A 17,689-nucleotide genomic window follows, 5' to 3' on the forward strand; every position below is an offset into this window, starting at 1 on the left:
GGGCCGCATGAACACCATCGTCGAGTGGGTCCTCGACCTCATGGACCGGATCGGGGGGCCCGGCATCGCGCTCGGCATCTTCCTCGAAAACGTCTTCCCACCCATTCCCAGCGAGGTGATCCTGCCGCTCGCGGGCTTCACGGCCGCCCAGGGGCGCTACTCGATCGTCGAGGCAGTCCTGTGGGCGACCTTCGGCTCCGTGGCCGGGGCGCTCCTGCTCTACGGCATCGGCGCGGCCCTCGGCCTGGATCGGCTCAAGGTCATCGCGCACAGGATGCCGCTCGTCGACGTCGCCGACATCGACAAGACCGACGCCTGGTTCAGCAAGCACGGGCCCAAGGCGGTCTTCTTCGGCCGCTTCGTCCCCGGCATCCGCAGCCTCATCTCGATCCCGGCCGGCATCGACCGCATGCCCGTGACGAAGTTCCTCGGCTACACGACCGCCGGCTCGCTCATCTGGAACACCCTCTTCGTGTGGCTCGGCTACCAGCTCGGCGACCGCTACCACCTCGTCGAGCAGTACATGGACCCGATCAGCAAGGTCGTCTACGTCCTCATCATCCTCGCCGCCCTCGGGGTCGTCGTGTGGATGTGGCGGCGCTCGGTGCGCCGGCGCCACGACCCGGACGACCACATCGACGTCGAGACCCTGCAGTAGCCCCCGAGCCTCGGAGGGAAATCCGCTGGGCGCTGTCGGTGCCGCCCCGTAGCGTTGCCAGCATGACCTCCCCCGTGATCGAGGCTCGCGGCCTCGTCAAGACCTTCGGCGACGTCGTCGCCGTCGACGACGTGAGCTTCGAGGTGCCTCGCGGCACCGTCTTCGGCCTCCTGGGGCCCAACGGCGCCGGCAAGACGACGACGGTGCGCATGATGACGACGCTGGCCACCCCGACGCGGGGGACGGCGACCGTCGCCGGCCACGACGTCGTGCGCGAGCCCGACGCGGTGCGGGCGAGCATGGGCCTGACCGCCCAGGGGGCGACCGTCGACGACCTGCTGACGGGGCGCGAAAACCTCCGGCTCATCGGCGACCTCTACGGCCTGCCCGGGCGCGAGGTGCGACGCCGGGTCGAGGACCTCCTCGAGCGCTTCTCGCTCACCGAGGCGGGCGACAAGGTCGTCAAGGACTACTCCGGCGGCATGCGCCGGCGCATCGACCTCGCGGTCAGCCTCATCGCGCACCCGTCGGTGCTCTTCCTCGACGAGCCGACGACGGGTCTGGACCCGCGCAGCCGGGTGGAGCTGTGGGAGGTCCTGCGTGACCTCGTCCGTGAGGGCACGACCCTGCTGCTCACGACCCAGTACCTCGACGAGGCCGACCAGCTGGCGGACCAGATCTGCGTCATCGACCACGGGAGGATCATCGCCCAGGGAACCCCGCTCGAGCTGAAGAACCAGTCTGGGGCGACGAGCCTCGTCGTCACCGTCTCCCGCCACGACGAGGTCTCCCGCGCCGCGGAGCTCGTCCGCGGCGCCGTCGGCGAGGTCCACGTCGACGCGGACGCGCGGCGGCTGACGGCGCCCGGTGCGGGTGTCGCCGACCTGACCCGCATCGCCGGCGCCCTCGACGGCGCGGGCATCGAGGTCGACGACCTCGGCATGCAGCGGCCGAGCCTTGACGACGTCTTCCTCTCCCTCACCGGTCACGCGGCCGAGGAGGCCACCAACCAGGAGGCACCGGCATGACCGCCCACGCAGAGGCAGCACCCGCGGAGGCCGTCGCCCCGCGACCGACCGGCGCCGGTCGGGTCCGGCAGATCACCACCCTGGTCCGCCGCAACCTGACCCACATCAAGCGGCAGCCCGAGATGCTCACCGACGTGACGATCCAGCCGGTGATGTTCGTGCTGCTCTTCGCCTACGTCTTCGGTGGCTCGATCCAGATCCCCGGCGTCGACTACAAGCCCTGGCTGCTGCCCGGGATCATGGCCCAGACGATCGCCTTCAGCGCCTTCATCGTCGCCATCGGGCTCAACACCGACATCGGCAAGGGCATGGTCGACCGGCTGCGGTCGCTGCCGATCCGTCGCTCGTCGATCCTCATCTCGCGCAGCATCGCCGCGCTCATCCACTCGAGCATCGGCGTCGCGGTCATGTCGGTCACCGGGCTCTTCATCGGGTGGCGGCTGCACGACGGCGTGGTCAACGCGCTCATCGGCTACGGGCTGCTCCTGCTCTTCGGCTTCGCGATGATCTGGATCGGGATCCTCGTCGGGTCGGCCATGCGATCGGTCGAAGCGGTCAACGGTCTGATGTTCACGACGATCTTCCCGATCACCTTCCTGTCCAATGCCTTCGCGCGGACCGACGTCATGCCGAGCTGGCTGCGCACCGTCGCCGAGTGGAACCCGATCTCAGCCCTCAGTCAGGCGATGCGTGACAACTGGGGCGTCGCGGGTCAGCCGCTGCGCGCCGACGCCCCGTGGCCGCTGCACCACCCGGAGCTGGCCACGATCATCTGGTCCGTGGGCATCACCCTGGTCATCGCGCCGCTCGCACTGCGGGCCTTCAACGCACGGACGACCGACTGACCCGGCCGCGCGACCGGGTTGCCGTAGAGGGCTCAGCCCGCCCCGGGTCAGCGCGACCGGCGGCCGAGGACCAAGGTCGCCAGCTGCGTGCGTGAGCGCACACCGCTCTTGCGGTAGATCCGCGTCAGCGTGCCCTCGACGGTCTTGACGCTCAGGTGCAACCGCTGGGCGATCTCCCGGTTGCTCGCGCCGTCGGCGACCAGCCCGGCGACCTGCTGCTCGGTGAGGGTGAGCTGGGCCAGCGGGTCGGCGCCCTCGGGCTCCTCCGGCTCCAGCGAGTGCAGGGCCGCGCCCTCCGGGAAGCGGGCCTGCACCCAGGCGGCCCACGGGTCTGCGTGCAGTGGCCGCAGCACCTCGCGGGCGCGGGCCGCCGCCTCGAGGCTGCGGCCCGTACGCCGGGCCCGACGCTCGATGTGCGCCAGGGCCACGAGCGAACGGGCCTGCTCGATCGGCAGGCGACGCTCCGCCGCCGCCGTGGCGGAGCGGGTCACCAGCAGCCGGGCACCGTCGAGGTCCCCCTCGGCAGCCGCGATCTCGGCCTCGGCGCGATCCGCGGCGATCCCCGTGCCGGGGGCACCGAGACCCACCTCGACGGCCGACCGGACCTCGGCGAGCAGCGCCGCCGCCTCGTCGGTCTCCCCGACGAGTGCGAGCGCCGTCACCGCATCGGTGTGCCAGCGCAGGGCGGTCACGTCGCGGATGCCGCTCGCCGCGTCGATCCGCCGCAGCTCGCGGTACGCCGCCACGGCCGCATCGAGCTCGTCGAGGTGCAGACGAGCCAGCCCCAGCTGGGCCAGCTGCCGGCGCAGGTAGCGCTCGTCCCCCTGCTCCCGAGCGAGGTCCACGCCACGCGAGCTGATGAGGGCCGCCCGCTCGAAGGTGCCCCCGACGAGCTCCGCCAAGGCCTCGATGTACCAGGTCGTCGCGACCGGCGTGTGGAAGTGTGAGGCCGCACGGGTGGCCCGCGCCGCCAGTTCGAGTGCCTCCCGGCCCCGACCCTGGCGGGCGACGACCTCGACGAGGCTGCGCAGCACGTGCACCGTGTCGTACCCGGCGTCCGGGCCGACCCCCGCCAGCAGGTCGACGAACTCGGACCGGGCGCGGCGCAGGTCGTCGTCGTGGAGGGCGAAGCGGGCGGCGATGTAGCGCGGGGAGGTGTGCACCTGGCCCGGGCGGGGCGGTCCGGCGAGCGAGGCCGCCTGCTCGATGAGCTCGCGGGCACTCCCTTCGCCGAGGGACCGGCTGACGGAGGCGGCCACCGTGAGCGCCTCGACCTCGATGTCCGGGCGGCCCGCGCGCCCCGCCAGGTCGACGGATCGCCGCGCCAGGTCGAGCGCGGTGCGCAGCTCGTGCGTGCCGAGGAGGATGCGGGCGCGCTGGAGGAGCACCCGCGCCTGCAGCTCGGGGTGGCGCTCGGAGGCGTGCAGCGCGGCGATGAGCACCTCGTCGGGCGAGCTGTCGTCGAGCTCGAGCAGGGCGAGGTCGGCCCGCACTCGCTGGTGGGGCTCGGTGAGTTCGGCAGCGCCCTCGATGGCCCGGTGCAGCACACGGGTCTCCTTGCCGATCACCGCGTTTTCGAGGCAGCAGGTGAGCCACTCGGCCCGCTGCGGGGTCCCGGCGTCGGCGGCGAGCAGGTAGAGGTGCGCCGCGAGGTCGTGCTCGCCACGCGCTGCGGCAGCCGCGGCGGAGGAGGCCAGGTCGGCCGGCCGCGTCGACGGATCGCCCGCCAGGGCGCGGTGGTAGCGGGTCAGTGCCTCGCTCCCGGCGTGGTCGGCCAGCTCGCGGTGCAGCCGGACGAGCTCGTCGCTGTCGACCGACTCGAGCAGGACGTCGGCGAGCGCCCCCGGCGTGAGACGCAGGTAGTCGTCCTCGTCGACGACGAGGGCCAGGGCGCGGGCCGTGCGGATGCTCTGCGCGGCTTCCCGGCCCCCGAGGCGGATGAGCACCTCGACGGTCGGCTGGTGCATGACCGCGATCCGTCGCAGGGTGGCGAGCACCACCTCGGACAGCGGCTGCACCCGCTCACGAGCCCGCGCGTACTCGGCCCGGGAGACGGTCGACGGCGAGAACTCGTCGGCGGTCGCGGCGATCTCGTGCGCGATCCCGGGGTTGCCACCGGACTCGCGGTGCGCCCACAGGGCGGTGTCGGTCGGCACGCCGACGGCGGCGAGCATCTCGACGGTGTCGGCCCCGGCGAGCGGCTCGAGGTCGATGTGCAGCACCGGCACCTCGCGCACCTGGCCGGGGGTGGGGACGAAGCCGGCGCTCCCGACCGGCTCGCCCGGCCCCACCCCGAGGAGCATGCCGACCGCGCCGGGCCCGAGTGAGCGCCCCGCGGCCACCCGCAGGGCGGTGAGGCTGGACTCGTCGAGGTGCTGGGCGTCGTCGACGACGAGGACGAAGGGGGCCCGCGACGCCCGCGCGGTGAGCAGCTCGGTCAGTGCATCGGCCAGCCGGCTGCCGGGGGCGTCGGCCCGGGCCTCGGCGTCGAGGAGCACCGTCCGCATGCTCGCGGGCAGCTCGTCCAGGACGTCGTCCTCGAAGGCCTGCGCGATGAGCGTCGCGCCGTGGCCGGCGACGCCCGGGCGCTGCAGGCGCACGGCGACGACCTGGGGCAGTCCGGCGGCGACGAGGTCGAGGAAGGTGCTGCGTCCCATGCCCCGTGGGCCGTGGACCGCGATCGCCTGTCCGTCGAGGACGCGCGCGGTGACGGCGGCGACCAGCCGGGCACGTCCGACCGGGGCGGGGACTCCGCCCAGGTCGTGCTGCGCAGCGAGATGCACGCGAGCTCCTCCGTCGTCGGACCCCTCCAACGTAGCCCGCAGGCCTGCGCGGGCTACACCGCGGGTCGGTCGAGCGGGTGTCACCGGGGGGAGATGACCTCGGTGCCGAGGAAGGGTTGCAGCGCGCTCGGCACCCGGACCGATCCGTCGGCCTGCTGGTGGTTTTCCAGGATCGCGACGATCGGGCGAGTGCTCGTGATGGCGGTGCCGTTGAGGGTGGCGACCGTCCGGGTGCCACCTCCGTCGGCCTGACGCTCGCGGATGCGCAGCCTGCGCGCCTGGAAGGTCGTGCAGTTGCTCGTCGACGTCAGTTCGCGGTAGCTGCCCTGGGTGGGGACCCACGCCTCGCAGTCGTACTTGCGCGAGGCGGGACCGCCGAGGTCGCCGGCGGCGACGTCGATGACGCGGTAGGGCAGCTCGAGGGCCTCGAGCACCCGCCGCTCGATGCGCAGCAGGTTGTCGTGCTCGGCCTGGGCGTCCTCGGGCCGGCAGAAGACGAACATCTCGGTCTTCTGGAACTGGTGGACCCGGAAGATGCCGCGGGTGTCCTTGCCGTAGCTGCCCGCCTCGCGGCGGTAGCAGGTCGAGGTCGCGGCATAGCGCAGCGGGCCGTCGCGCAGGTCGAGGATCTCGTCGGCGTGGTAGCCGGCGAGCGCGACCTCGGAGGTGCCGGTGAGGTAGAGGTCGTCGGCGGGCAGGTGGTAGACCTCGTCGCCGTGCGCGTCGAGGAAGCCGGCGCCGGCCATCGTCTCGGCGCGCACGAGGTTGGGGACGACGAGCTGGGTGAAGCCCTCCTCCGCGGCGATCTGCTGGGCCAGGCTCATGAGAGCGGTCTCGAGCCGGGCGCCGATGCCGGTGAGGTAGTAGAAGCGGCTGCCGCTCACCTTGGCCCCACGCTCCATGTCGATGGCGCCGAGCAGCTCACCGAGCTCGAGGTGGTCCTTGGGCTCGAAGCCCTCCGCGGCAAAGTCGCGCGGGGTCCCGACCTCCTCGAGCAGGTCGAAGTCCTCCTCGCCGCCGGCGGGGACTCCCTCCTGGATGACGTTGCCGATCTGACGAAGGGAGGTGTCCAGCTCCCCCTTCGCCGCCTCCGCCGCGGCCTCGAGCTCCTTGACCCGGGCCGACAGCGCCGCGCCCTTGTCCCGCAGCGCGGCAGCCTCGGCCTCGAGCTCGGCCACGAGCGTGACGTCCTCGCCGGCCTTCTCGGCCTTCTTGAGCCGGCCCATGAGCGGGCCGAGCTCCTTGCTCGCCGCCTTTTGCTCCGCGCGCGCTGACTCGAAGGCACCGATGGCCTCGCGGCGGCGCTCGTCGGCCGCGAGGACGGCGTCGACGAGGGACTCGTCCTCGCCACGGGCGCGCTGGCTCGCGCGGACGGCATCGGGCTGGTCACGCAGGAACTTGAGGTCGATCACGTGACGCAGGATATCCGCGATGGGCCGCGGGCCCTCCCGCCCTCGTCGGGCGCGAGCGCGACGCCACCGCGACGGCGTGGGTCGGGTAGCGTCACGGCCGTGTCGGACTGGACCCTCTTGGCGCTCGCGCTCGCCCTCTCGCTGGCCCTCGTCGGCGTCATCATCGCCCTCGTCCTCGCCGGCCCCGGCGCGGCTCGCGCCCGTCACGCGCGGCCACGCCCGACCCGCGGCAGCTTCCGCCGCGACGGCGCGCCGGAGCGCCCTCGCCGCGCGGCGATCATCATCAACCCGACGAAGTTCGACGACGTCGCGGCGACCCGCCGTGAGCTGACGGCGGCGAGCGCCGCGCTGGGCTGGTCCGAGCCGCTCTACATCGAGACGACCGCCGAGGACCCCGGGACGGGGCAGGCCCGCGAGGCCCTCGAGGCCGGCGTCGACGTCGTCTGCCCGCTCGGTGGCGACGGCACGATCCGCGCCGTGGCGGTCGCCCTCGCCGGGACCCGGACCCCGATGGGGCTGCTGCCCCGCGGCACCGGCAACCTGCTCGCCCGCAACCTCGACATCCCCGTCGCCGGCGACCTCACCGAGGCCCTGCGCGTCGCCTGCAGCGGGCGCAACAAGGCGATCGACGTCGCGTGGCTCGAGCTGGACCCCGCGGAGGAGGCGGCCACCGACGACTCCGGCCAGGCCGAGGAGCCGGTCGAGGGCCCACCCGTGGACCGGCACCCCTTCCTCGTCATGGCCGGCATGGGCTTCGACGCGGCGATCATGGGCAACACGAGCGAGCAGCTCAAGGCGCGGGTCGGCTGGTCGGCCTACTTCGTCACGGGCATCAAGAGCATCTTCATCCAGCGATTTCGCGTCCGGTGGAGCATCGACGGCCGGGAGCAGCGGCCGGTGCTCGCCCGCACGATCCTCTTCGGCAACTGCGGCACCCTCACGGGCGGCATCCAGCTCATCCCCTCGGCCCGTCTCGACGACGGCCTCGTCGACGGGATCGTCGTCGCGCCCAAGACCCTCGTCGGGTGGGGCTCGATCGCGGTGCGGGTCCTCGGCCGCTCCGACAAGGCGGGTCAGGAGCTCATCCGCACGAGCGGTGCCGAGTACACCGCGGTCGTCGACGAGCCGCACCCGGTACAGGTCGACGGCGATGTCATCGGCGAGGCATCGCGACTGCGGGTGACGGTCGACCGGCAGGCGCTCGTCGTGCGGGTCTCGGGGGTCTGAGCCCCGGGCGGGCAGGCCTCTGGCGAAGGGGGTCAGCGCGCGGGGACGACCTGCGCCATGACCTGGTCGACAAGGTCGTCGGGCGCGGCGGTGAGGTCGAGCTCTAGGCCGTCCTCGTCGGGCTCGAGGTCCTCCAGGGTGTCGATCTGCGACTGGAGCAGCGAGGCGGGCATGAAGTGCCCCTTACGCCCCGAGAGCCGCTCGGCGATGACCTCCGCCGAGCCGTCGAGGTGCGCGAAGACGACCCGGTGACCGGCCCCGAGGGCGGCCACGTCGGCGCGGAGCACGTCGCGGTAGACCCGCTTGAGCGCTGAGCAGGTGATGACGGTGTCCTCACCCCGCGCCGCGTGCTCGGCCATCCAGGCCGCGAGGTCGCGCAGCCACGGCCACCGGTCCTCGTCGGTGAGCGGGATCCCCTGCGACATCTTGTCGATGTTGGCCTGCGGGTGGAAGGCATCGGCCTCCGCGAAGACCCAGCCGGTCCGCTCGACGACGCCCTCGGCCACGGTGCTCTTGCCGCTGCCGGAGACGCCCATCGCGACGACGTGGACGCTCATCACAGCACCAGACTCAGCGCGAAGGCGAGGACGAAGCCGATGCCACCGATGAGGGTCTCCATGACGGTCCACGTCTTGAGCGTCGTCTTTTCGTCCATGCCGAGGAAGCGGCCGACGAGCCAGAAGCCCGAGTCGTTGACGTGCGAGAGCACGGTGGCGCCACCGGCGATGGCGATGACGACGAGCACGAGATCGATCGAGGTCAGGCCCGACGAGGCCTCGATCGTCGGGGCCATGAGACCCGCGGCGGTCGTCAGCGCGACCGTGGCGCTGCCCTGGGCGACGCGCAGCGCCGCGGAGACGACGAAGGCGGCGACGATGACCGGCAGCCCGGTGGACTCGAGGGTCTCGGCGAGCGCCTGGCCGATGCCGCTCGCGCGCAGCACACCACCGAACATCCCACCGGCACCGGTGATGAGGATGATGGCGCAGACGGGGGCGAGGGCGTCGTTCATGATCGTCTCGACGTCGGCCATCGAGCGGCGCCGCCAGCCGAGGACGACCATCGCGAAGAGCGTCGTGATGAGCAGGGCGATCGGCGTCTTGCCGATGATCCGCAGCGCGGCCACCCACGTCGCGTCACCGTCGACGACGCCCTGCGTCGCGAGGGTGTTGAGGCCGGTGTCGACGAAGATCAGCACCATCGGCAGCAGCAGCACGGCGAGGACCAGGCCGAAGGAGGGCAGGCGGGTCTCCCCCTTCGTCTCGGGGACGGGGCCACCGGAGAGCAGGTCCGGCACGTCGACCATGTAGCGGCTGCCGGCCCACACGCCGTAGAGGTAGGACGCGAGGAACCACGTCGGCAGGCCGACGAGGAGGCCGAAGACGAGGAGCAGGCCGATGTCGGCGCCGACGAGGTCGGCCGCGGCGACCGGGCCGGGGTGCGGCGGGACGAAGGCGTGCATGACGGCGAAGGCACCGGCGGCGGGGAGGGCATAGCGCAGGACCGACCCGCCGAAGCGTCGCGCGACACTGAAGATGATCGGCAGCATGACGACGAGGCCGGCGTCGAAGAAGATGGGGAAGCCGAAGAGCAGCGAGGCCACACCCAGCGCGAAGGGAGCCCGGTCCTCGCCGAAGCGGGTGATGAGGGTGTCGGCGAGCACCTGGGCGCCGCCGGTGACCTCGAGCAGGCGACCGATCATCGCGCCGAGCCCGACGAGCAGCGCGACCGAGGCCAGGGTCGTCCCGAAGCCGTCGGTCAGGGTGGTCACGACGTCGGCGGGAGCGATCTTCGTCGCGAGGGCGGTGAGGAAGCTGACGAGCACCAGCGCGACGAAGGCGTGCACCTTGAAGCGGATGATGAGCAGGAGCAGCAGCGCCACGGCTGCCGCGGCGATCGCGAGCAGCGGGCCGGACCCGTAGGCGGGCTCGGGCACGGCATCCTCGACGAGAAACATCTTCGGTCCTCCGGGTGAACAAGGGAGTCGGGCGGGCGCCCAGCGGACTCACTGTGGCAAACGTATGCTTATTGTGCAAGCAATCGTCATCTCATTCCTTGGAGGAGCGCCATCACGCATGGGACAATCCGGCGCATGACGAGGACGCAGGGCGGGGGCCTGCACCACAGCGTGCTGACGCAGATCGGCGCCGACCTCACCTCGGGCACGCTCGCCGCAGGGGACGTCTGCTCGATGGAGCAGCTCGAGGGTCGCTACGGCGTCTCCCGCACCGTCGTGCGCGAGGTCGTCAAGGTGCTCGAGTCGCTCGGCGTCGTCACCTCACGCCGCCGCGTGGGGGTGACGATCCAGCCCGAGAGCGCCTGGGAGGCGCTGAGCCCGGTCATCATCCGCTGGCGCCTCGAGGGCCCGCAGCGACTCGCACAGCTGCGCGAGGTGAGCGAGCTGCGCCGCGGTGTCGAGCCGCAGGCCGCCTGGCTGGCCGCCCAGCGGGCGACCCCCGAGCAGGCCACCCGTCTGCGCGAGGCCGCCGAGGGGATGGCCGCCACCGGACCGGAGGGCGACCTGCAGGCCTACCTCGCCCACGACATCGTCTTCCACCAGACCCTGCTCGAGGCGTCGGGCAATGCACTGCTGTCGGGCTTCGCCCCCTTCGTCGCCGAGGCGCTCACCGGACGGACGGAGCACGACCTCATGCCCGCGATCCCCGAGCAGGGCGCGATCGACTGGCACGCGGAGGTCGCCCGCGCGATCGCCGACGGCCACCCCGACCTGGCGGAGGAGACGACCCGGCGGATCGTCACCGAGGCGCAGGACGCGATGGACGAGATCGACGCCGTCGGCTGACCTCGGCGGTCACTCGCCGTACTCGACGACCTCGTCGTCGTCGACGTCCGCCGCGTACCAGCGGTCCTCGACCGGCACCCGCCCGTCGGGATAGGTCAGGGCCAGCTCGGCCAGGGTCGGCCGCGGGGGCGTGCGGACCTCGTCGGGCAGCAGGTCGGTGATGGCGTCGAAGACCCGCTCCATGTCGCGCGGCACCGACCGGTACTTCAGCTCGACCGGCTCGCCGAAGGTCACCGTCACCTCCGGCCGGGTCAGCGGGTTGGTGAGCATCCGCGGCAGCTTGGCGCTGCGCGGCCAGACCTTTTCGGTCCCCGTGATGGCGAAGGGGATGACCGGCGCATGGGTGAGGTGGGCCAGGCGGGCCGCCCCCGGGAAGCCGGTCATGCCGGGCTCGAAGAAGGGGATGCCGCGCGGGATCGTCCCCTCCGGCATCATCGCGACGAGCTCGCCGCCGCGGATGGCCCGCACCGCCGAGGCGAAGGCGTCGGGGCTGTCGGGGTCGTCCTGGCGCCGGTCGACGCTGATGCCACCGCCGGCCCGGAAGACCGTGCCCAGGCCGGGCACGTCGAAGAGCTCCTTCTTGCCGAGGAAGCGCGCCGAGCGGGGCGTGCGGCGGAAGGCGACGGCCATCGCGACGAGGTCGAAGTAGGAGCGGTGGTTGCCGACGAGGATCGCCGGCCCGGCGTCCGGGATGTGCTCGGTCCCGCGGACGGTGAACTTCGCGTACGGGAAGACCTCGGGTCGCGAGAGCAGGGCGATGGCACGCTGCAGCTCCACGCCGATGACCGGCAGCTTCATCACGCCGGGCGAGGTGTCGAAGTGCAGGACCGGCCAGCGCGCGGCGATGGCGAGGGCCTGCAGGCGCGGGTCGGGGTTGACCGCGCCGGGGTTGCCGACGGCCCGCAGCAGGGGCGCGTCGTAGATCGAGTCGGAGTAGGCAAAGGAGGCGTCCAGGTCGATGCCCTCCTCCTCCGCGAAGTCGCGGACGGCGGCGATCTTGCCCATCGACCACACGAAGTGCCCGTCGTTGCGTCCCGTGAAGCGCCCGTCGTCACCGACCTCGTAGCGGGTGGCGATGACGTAGTCGATGCCGAGCCGCTCGGCGAGCGGCAGGACGAGGTGCTCCGGCGTCGTCGTCGCGAGGACGACCGGGCGCCCGGCCTCGTGGTGCTCGTCGATCAGCATCCGGGCGAAGGGCCCGACCATCGGCTCGAGAACGTCGGCCGCGAGCTGCGCGGCGTCGTCGAAGGCGTCGGCCGGCTTGCCTTTGGCCACGAGGACCGCCTGGCGGGCGAGCGCGATCGACCCGAGGGACTCGCCGAGGAGGTTGAAGTAGCCGAAGAGGAGCGCCTCGCCGGGCATCCGGGCCGAGACGACCCCGGTCTGCCGCATGGCTGCGGACAGCGCCGGACCGGAGGCCTTGGGCAGCAGGGTGCGGTCGAGGTCGAAGAAGGCAGCACCGGTCATGTCGCGAGGCTATCGACGTGAGGGACTCACGGACACCCGCGCGACGTCTAACGTGGATCACATGAGCGATGACGCCAGCACCGTCCTGACGAGCACCCAGGTCGACGACCGCGCCCCCCGCGGGTGGCGCGAGGTCGACGGCATGCTCCGGACCCGGCTGCGCACGGCCGGCTACACCGAGGCGGTGGAGCTGGTGACCCGGATCGCCGCGGCGGCCGACGAGGCGGACCACCACCCCGACATCGACCTGCGCTACAACTGGGTCGGCCTGCGCCTCGTCAGCCATGACGTCGGCGGCCTCACCGAGCGCGACATCGAGCTCGCGGGCGAGATCAGCCGGATCGCCGACGACCTCGGCGCGCAGGCCACCCCCGAGGTCGCCGTGTCGATGACCATCGGCATCGACACCGCCGACCCCGACGCGATCCGTCCCTTCTGGTCCGCCCTCACCGGGCACCGTCCGGCGAAGGGGGACCCCGACGTCCTCCCGTCCCCGGACGGGCAGCTGCCGGAGATCTGGTTCCAGCAGAGCGAGCCCCGCGAGGGGCGCAACCGGCTGCACCTCGACGTGTACGTGCCGCACGACGAGGCCCTCGCCCGGGTCGAGGCGGCGGTCGCCGCCGGTGGACGGCTCGTGACGGACGACTTCGCCCCCTCGTGGTGGGTCCTCGCCGACGCGGACGGCAACGAGGCGTGCGTGTGCACCTGGCAGCACCAGCGCAACGACCCGCGACCGCGCCCCTGACGCAGGCAAGTCGTGAGAACCTGTGGGCGCGACCTCCCTCCGACACCGAGACGACGAAGACGACCCACATGACGCGTGCCGCCCGCCGCCTGGCCCCCATCGCCGCCCTCTCCCTCGCCCTGACGCTCGCCGCCTGCGGAGACTCCGACGACCCGCCGCCGGCCGAGACCAGCGCATCCGCGAGCCCGCAGGGCGAAAGCGGCGAGGCCGGTGGGGAGGCGGAGCAGGAGGAGAGCCTCGACAAGCCGGAGCAGCAGCAGGTCGACTCGGCGACGGCCAAGGCGGCCCTGCCGACCGTCGAGGACATGCCGGGTGACGGGTGGGGCATCGACGTCTCGACCTTCAGCACCGACCCGCCGAAGTACGACCCGGCCGGCTGCGCCGCCGTCGAGCTCGACAACGACGAGGACCGGGCCTTCACGAAGGACCACCGCAAGGTCAAGGAAAACATCCGTTTCAGCCGCTCCAACGGCGACAACCTGGAGATCACGGCCGTCTACATCGACTCCTACGACGAGCCCTACCCGCTGTCGGTCTTCGATGCCGCCGGCGAGCAGGTGACCTCGTGCGAGAGCTACCGCTGGCAGCGGGGCAACGGCGACACCACCCGCCACGTGAAGCCGCTCAGCACGCCCGCGGTCGGCGACCGCGCCTTCGCCGTGCGCCTCACGAGCGACGGCAGCCCCGGCGCCACCGACCGTCTCTACGTGCGCAGCGGGCACAACGTGCTGACGATCATGGGCGAGGGCGACGACGACGGCTCGGACGGCACCCTGCTCGCCGACATCGCCCAGGACATCCTCGACGAGCTGAAGAAGACCCCATGACGACCCGCCGCGCCACCCCCTTCGCCCTCGCCTGCATCGCGGCCCTGGCCCTCACCGCCTGCGGCGGCGACGAGGAGTCACCGGCCTCGGGTGCCCCGACCGTGACCGTCACCGAGACGACCGAGGCCGCGGAGGCCCCGACCGCGCCGGAGCAGCAGGAGCTCACCGCGGCCCAGATCAGCGCCGCGCTCCCCCGCGAGGAGGACATGCCCTCCGGCTACGCGGAGCACCCCGACGGCTTCGACGCCGACTCGACCTCGGAGCGCAGCGCCGACCCCGAGTCGTGCATGGCCCTGTACATGTCGACCGAGGAGATGCGCACCTTCAGCAAGGAGCACTCGACCCAGGGCGAGGGCGTGCGCTACCAGCGGCAGCAGCAGAAGGGCTACGCCCCGAGCATCGTCGTCGCCGTGTGGACCTTCGACGAGCCGTACCCGGCGAAGTTCTTCGACCAGGCCGGCTCGGCCCTGGCCGAGTGCGCCACCTACGACACCCGCTTCGAGCCCGAGGCCAACAGCGTGCGCAATGCCGCCACGGCGATCCCGACCCCCACGGTCGGCGACCAGAGCTTCGGTGTACGCCTCGGCGACCCGCAGATGGACCTCGGCGTCGACTACCTGTGGGTGCGCAGCGGCCACAACCTCATCAGCGTGCGGATGACGACGACCTGGCGCATGGACAACGACCAGGACCTCGACACCTACGCGCAGGGCGTCATCGACGAGCTGAAGAAGACGCCGTGACCCTGCCTGCCCGACGCCTCGCACCGGCCCTGGCCGTCGTGGCGCTCGGCCTGTCGGCCTGCGGGGGCGACGAGCCCACCCCCGCCCCCTCGAGCAGCGCCCAGAGCAGCACCGGGAGCTCCGGCGAGGGCACGACGAGCAGCCCGGGCAGCTCGTCGTCGACGGCGTCGAGTCGCGCGCAGCGCGAGCTGACCCAGGCCGAGGTCGACGCCGCCCTGCCCGGCGAGGACGAGGGCCCCTACCCGGTCGACTCGGACGGGGTGACCTTCGCGAACGCAGGGAAGCTCAGGACCGAGCCCGCGGACTGCTCGGCGATCTACCTCGACTCGCCGGAGGCGCGAGCCTTCGCCGACGGGCACCGGACCGCCCGCGGCGGCATCCTCTACACCGAGCCGCGCGACCAGTTCTCCCCCCAGCTGTCCGTGCGCATCGTCAGCCACGACGCGCCCTACCCGCAGGAGATCTTCGACGCGGCCGGCGCCGCCGTGGGCGAGTGCGCCACGCACGACAGGGCGCTCACCGAGGAGGACGCCCTCGGCGAGTGGGAGGCGACGAGCATCCCGACGCAGGCCATCGGCGACCAGGCCTTCGGCGTGCGCATCGGACGGCCGCAGTTCGACGCGGCCGTCGACTACCTGTGGGTGCGCAGCGGGCACAACCTCATCAACGTCCGCATGGTCTCGGGCTACTCGCAAGACAACGACACCCGACTCGGCACCTATGCGCAGGGCGTCCTCGACGCCCTCGACTGACCGCCCGCGCCCTACACTCGGGGCGGCGGACGAAGGGAGACACATGGGGCACCCCCGCACCGCAGCCCGCGGACTCGTGATGCTCGGCGCGCTCGCGCTCGTCGCAGGCTGCATCCCCACGCTCGCCGACGACGACCCCACCGGCGACCCGAGCACCGCCAAGGTCGGGGCCGGGCAGCTGACGGAGGAGCAGATCGCCTCGGTGCTCCCCGGCGAGGACGAGATCCCCGAGGGCTTCAGCCCTGAGACCGACGAGGGCGCCCCCTCCGACCCCGAGGCGACGGCCTACCCCGCCACCTGCCTCGACGTGCGCCTGGCCGGCACCGCCGGCAAGGAGCTGGGCACCCACCGCACGGCACGCCGCACCGCCAACTTCGTCGGCAGCGAGGGCGGCTACCTCAGCGTGACCGTCTCCAGCCACGACCAACCCGTCCCGGCGCAGCTCTTCGACGACGCCGGCGCCGCCGAGAGCCAGTGCGGCACCTTCCAGCTCATCGACAAGGAGGGCACGACGTCGTGGAAGCTCTCGCGCGTCGCCTTCCCCCAGCTGGGTGACCGCACCTACACGACCCGGGTCGAGGCCACGACGGAGGGCGACATCTTCCGTGGCGGGGTCATCCAGATCGCGGGCGTGTCGGTCGGCAACAACCTCGTCTACGTCGTCTACAGCGCCGGCCCCGCCTCGAGGTACGAGCCGACCGCCGTCGAGACCTTCGCCAAGACCACCGTCGACAACCTCGACGCGTTGTGAGCCTCCGCCGACCGGTCGCCCTGGCCGCCGCAGCATCCCTGGCCCTCGCCGGGTGCGGCCTGCGCGACCGGATCCAGCCGACGACGACGGGCACGTCGACGCCCGACCCGGGCAGCTCCCAGGGCAGCGAGGGCGAGGACCTCGGCACCCTCACCGGATCCGGTCGCCCGCTGGACGAAGGGGGACTGCGCGCGGCCCTCCCTTCGGCCGACGAGGTGGGCGACGGCTGGGGAGAGGACCCCGTCACCACGGTCACCGAGACGCAGAGCGCCGACGTCACCCCGGCGACCTGCGCGCCCCTGCTGCAGAAGGGGCCGGGCTGGGACTCCGTCCGGGCCACGCAGCGGGCCCGGGTCCAGACCAACCTGCGGCGCACCGACAACCCCCAGCCCCCGGGGACCGAGCGGCACCACATGGGGGTGTGGGCCTACTCCTTCGACGACCCCTACCCGTCGCAGCTCTTCGACGAGGCCGGGCAGACCATCACCGACTGCGCGAGCTTCGACGTCAAGCAGCGCGACACCGGCAACACGAGCAGCTACGAGGCCGAGCCGCTGGCCTTCCCCACCCTCGGTGACCGCACGCTCGCCATGCGGCTCACCGTGCGCCAGACGATGGAGACCTTCACCATCGACTTCGTCGTCATCAAGATCGGCCACAACACCGTCACCATCGCCAACGGCACCTACAACGGCACCCCCGACTCGCAGGTCACCGAGTCCGCGGCCCGCGCGGCGGTCGACGGACTGGAGCAGTCGTGAGCCGCCCCGCCAGCCCCCGCCGGATCACCGCCGGTCTCGCCGCAGCCCTCACCATCCCGCTCGCCGGGTGCATCCCGACGCTCGCGACGGACGACCCCAGCAGCTCATCCCCTTCGTCGAGCTCGGCGAACATCGGGCCGCAGCACGAGCGGGCCGGGCGCGAGCTGAGCCAGGCCGACGCCGAGGCGGCCCTGCCCGAGCGCCCGCAGGGAGCGCAGGAGCGCTCGACCGAGGTCACCGCGAGCCACCGCAAGACCGACCCCGAGTCCTGCCTCGAGGTCCTGCGGATCGGGCCGACCTACGACGAGCTGATCACCGACCGCGTCGCCTCGGCCACGACGGCCTGGTACGTCCAGACCGACGGTGGCCGCCAGATCAGCGTCGGGATCGACTCCTTCCCCGACGAGATCGGCCCCGACCTGCTCGACCGGGCCGGCGCGGCGCTCGGCGAGTGCTCGGCCTTCAGCATGACCGGGCTGGGTGACACGGGACGGTTCGACGACCGCCTCTGGGCCGACGGCCGCCCCGCACCACCGCTCGGCGACCAGGGCTTCGCCGTCCGCATCACCCAGCTGGCCCAGCAGGACCGCAAGACCGTGCGGCTCTACAACGACTACCTCGTCGTCCGGGCTGGCCACAACCTCATCACCGTCACCGTCTCCCACTGGGACGAGAGCATGACCTTCCAGGTGCTGCAGGACCACGCGACGACCGTGCTCGACCAGCTGGAGCACCAGTGACCGTGCTCGGCGCGTGAGCCGCCGCCGCGGCCCTGCTCACGGGTGCGCGCCTCCCTTCGCCAGCGACGACGAGACCACGTGCAGGGCCCAGACCAAGGACCACGGCCGGCAGCTCACCCAGGCGGAGGTGGACGCCGCCGTGCCCGA

Annotated in this window: 17 protein-coding genes; 12 read left to right on the plus strand and 5 right to left on the minus strand. The window is 72.5% G+C overall.

Annotated elements, in window-relative coordinates:
* Positions 1-7: 7 nt before the first annotated feature.
* The 3 genes from CWN80_RS11600 (at position 8) to CWN80_RS11610 (ending at position 2,531) form a co-directional block, all read left to right on the plus strand.
* Positions 8-658 (plus strand): DedA family protein, encoded by a 651-nt coding sequence (locus CWN80_RS11600; RefSeq protein ID WP_007926850.1) that lies wholly within the window; start codon positions 8-10, stop codon positions 656-658.
* Between the two features lie 62 nt (positions 659-720).
* Positions 721-1,686 (plus strand): daunorubicin resistance protein DrrA family ABC transporter ATP-binding protein, encoded by a 966-nt coding sequence (locus CWN80_RS11605; protein ID WP_040881108.1) that lies wholly within the window; start codon positions 721-723, stop codon positions 1,684-1,686.
* On the plus strand, positions 1,683-2,531 hold the full coding sequence (locus tag CWN80_RS11610) for an ABC transporter permease (RefSeq protein ID WP_007926846.1): 849 nt from the start codon (positions 1,683-1,685) through the stop codon (positions 2,529-2,531). Before CWN80_RS11605 ends, CWN80_RS11610 begins: the two co-directional genes overlap by 4 nt.
* A 47-nt stretch (positions 2,532-2,578) precedes the next feature.
* Here the strand turns inward: CWN80_RS11610 and CWN80_RS11615 are convergent, their stop codons facing one another.
* Positions 2,579-5,314: a helix-turn-helix transcriptional regulator gene (locus CWN80_RS11615; RefSeq protein ID WP_007926844.1), complete on the minus strand. Its 2,736-nt coding sequence runs from the start codon at positions 5,312-5,314 to the stop codon at positions 2,579-2,581.
* Between the two features lie 80 nt (positions 5,315-5,394).
* A complete protein-coding gene (serS, locus tag CWN80_RS11620; protein ID WP_007926842.1) occupies positions 5,395-6,726 on the minus strand; it encodes a serine--tRNA ligase in 1,332 nt (443 codons plus the stop codon).
* Between the two features lie 99 nt (positions 6,727-6,825).
* On the opposite strand from serS, the gene CWN80_RS11625 reads away from it, so the two are divergent.
* Complete coding sequence (locus tag CWN80_RS11625) at positions 6,826-7,953, plus strand: diacylglycerol/lipid kinase family protein (protein WP_040881107.1); 1,128 nt, start codon at positions 6,826-6,828, stop codon at positions 7,951-7,953.
* A 32-nt stretch (positions 7,954-7,985) separates the two neighbouring features.
* On the opposite strand, the gene CWN80_RS11630 is transcribed toward CWN80_RS11625, so the two are convergent.
* On the minus strand, positions 7,986-8,510 hold the full coding sequence (locus CWN80_RS11630; protein WP_007926840.1) for a gluconokinase: 525 nt from the start codon (positions 8,508-8,510) through the stop codon (positions 7,986-7,988).
* Positions 8,510-9,910: a GntP family permease gene (locus CWN80_RS11635; protein ID WP_007926838.1), complete on the minus strand. Its 1,401-nt coding sequence runs from the start codon at positions 9,908-9,910 to the stop codon at positions 8,510-8,512. Before CWN80_RS11635 ends, CWN80_RS11630 begins: the two co-directional genes overlap by 1 nt.
* A 135-nt stretch (positions 9,911-10,045) precedes the next feature.
* Here CWN80_RS11635 and CWN80_RS11640 point away from each other — a divergent pair, with 135 nt between their 5' ends.
* Positions 10,046-10,756 carry a FadR/GntR family transcriptional regulator gene (locus tag CWN80_RS11640; protein WP_007926836.1) on the plus strand — a complete coding sequence of 237 codons (711 nt, stop codon included), beginning with the start codon at positions 10,046-10,048 and terminating at the stop codon, positions 10,754-10,756.
* A 9-nt stretch (positions 10,757-10,765) separates the two neighbouring features.
* Here the strand turns inward: CWN80_RS11640 and CWN80_RS11645 are convergent, their stop codons facing one another.
* The gene (locus tag CWN80_RS11645; protein ID WP_007926833.1) at positions 10,766-12,223 is read right to left on the minus strand and encodes an HAD-IB family hydrolase; all 1,458 of its coding nucleotides are present in this window, start codon (positions 12,221-12,223) and stop codon (positions 10,766-10,768) included.
* Positions 12,224-12,284: 61 nt separating this feature from the next.
* Between CWN80_RS11645 and CWN80_RS11650 the strand changes: the two genes are divergently transcribed.
* From CWN80_RS11650 to CWN80_RS11680, 7 genes are all read left to right on the plus strand, one after another.
* Positions 12,285-12,968: a 4a-hydroxytetrahydrobiopterin dehydratase gene (locus CWN80_RS11650; RefSeq protein ID WP_128277312.1), complete on the plus strand. Its 684-nt coding sequence runs from the start codon at positions 12,285-12,287 to the stop codon at positions 12,966-12,968.
* Positions 12,969-13,036: 68 nt separating this feature from the next.
* Positions 13,037-13,795, plus strand: coding sequence for a hypothetical protein (locus CWN80_RS11655; RefSeq protein ID WP_007926829.1), 759 nt, complete (start codon positions 13,037-13,039; stop codon positions 13,793-13,795).
* Positions 13,792-14,538 carry a hypothetical protein gene (locus CWN80_RS11660; protein WP_007926821.1) on the plus strand — a complete coding sequence of 249 codons (747 nt, stop codon included), beginning with the start codon at positions 13,792-13,794 and terminating at the stop codon, positions 14,536-14,538. Before CWN80_RS11655 ends, CWN80_RS11660 begins: the two co-directional genes overlap by 4 nt.
* Complete coding sequence (locus tag CWN80_RS11665; RefSeq protein ID WP_007926820.1) at positions 14,535-15,290, plus strand: hypothetical protein; 756 nt, start codon at positions 14,535-14,537, stop codon at positions 15,288-15,290. Before CWN80_RS11660 ends, CWN80_RS11665 begins: the two co-directional genes overlap by 4 nt.
* 43 nt (positions 15,291-15,333) lie before the next feature.
* Positions 15,334-16,041 (plus strand): hypothetical protein, encoded by a 708-nt coding sequence (locus tag CWN80_RS11670; RefSeq protein WP_007926819.1) that lies wholly within the window; start codon positions 15,334-15,336, stop codon positions 16,039-16,041.
* On the plus strand, positions 16,038-16,802 hold the full coding sequence (locus tag CWN80_RS11675) for a hypothetical protein (RefSeq protein WP_007926818.1): 765 nt from the start codon (positions 16,038-16,040) through the stop codon (positions 16,800-16,802). The genes CWN80_RS11670 and CWN80_RS11675 overlap by 4 nt, the downstream gene beginning before the upstream one ends.
* On the plus strand, positions 16,799-17,542 hold the full coding sequence (locus tag CWN80_RS11680; RefSeq protein ID WP_007926817.1) for a hypothetical protein: 744 nt from the start codon (positions 16,799-16,801) through the stop codon (positions 17,540-17,542). Before CWN80_RS11675 ends, CWN80_RS11680 begins: the two co-directional genes overlap by 4 nt.
* The last annotated feature ends 147 nt before the right edge of the window (positions 17,543-17,689 follow it).

This window comes from Janibacter hoylei PVAS-1, assembly GCF_004025845.1.
Taxonomy (GTDB): Bacteria; Actinomycetota; Actinomycetes; order Actinomycetales; family Dermatophilaceae; genus Janibacter; species Janibacter hoylei.

Coding starts and splice junctions, on each gene's coding strand:
- CWN80_RS11600 (WP_007926850.1), top strand. CDS start 8: ATGAACACCATCGTCGAGTGGGTCCTCGACCTCATGGACCGGATCGGG.
- CWN80_RS11605 (WP_040881108.1), top strand. CDS start 721: ATGACCTCCCCCGTGATCGAGGCTCGCGGCCTCGTCAAGACCTTCGGC.
- CWN80_RS11610 (WP_007926846.1), top strand. CDS start 1,683: ATGACCGCCCACGCAGAGGCAGCACCCGCGGAGGCCGTCGCCCCGCGA.
- CWN80_RS11630 (WP_007926840.1), bottom strand. CDS start 8,510: ATGAGCGTCCACGTCGTCGCGATGGGCGTCTCCGGCAGCGGCAAGAGC.
- CWN80_RS11635 (WP_007926838.1), bottom strand. CDS start 9,910: ATGTTTCTCGTCGAGGATGCCGTGCCCGAGCCCGCCTACGGGTCCGGC.
- CWN80_RS11640 (WP_007926836.1), top strand. CDS start 10,046: ATGACGAGGACGCAGGGCGGGGGCCTGCACCACAGCGTGCTGACGCAG.
- CWN80_RS11645 (WP_007926833.1), bottom strand. CDS start 12,223: ATGACCGGTGCTGCCTTCTTCGACCTCGACCGCACCCTGCTGCCCAAG.
- CWN80_RS11650 (WP_128277312.1), top strand. CDS start 12,285: ATGAGCGATGACGCCAGCACCGTCCTGACGAGCACCCAGGTCGACGAC.
- CWN80_RS11655 (WP_007926829.1), top strand. CDS start 13,037: ATGACGCGTGCCGCCCGCCGCCTGGCCCCCATCGCCGCCCTCTCCCTC.
- CWN80_RS11660 (WP_007926821.1), top strand. CDS start 13,792: ATGACGACCCGCCGCGCCACCCCCTTCGCCCTCGCCTGCATCGCGGCC.
- CWN80_RS11670 (WP_007926819.1), top strand. CDS start 15,334: ATGGGGCACCCCCGCACCGCAGCCCGCGGACTCGTGATGCTCGGCGCG.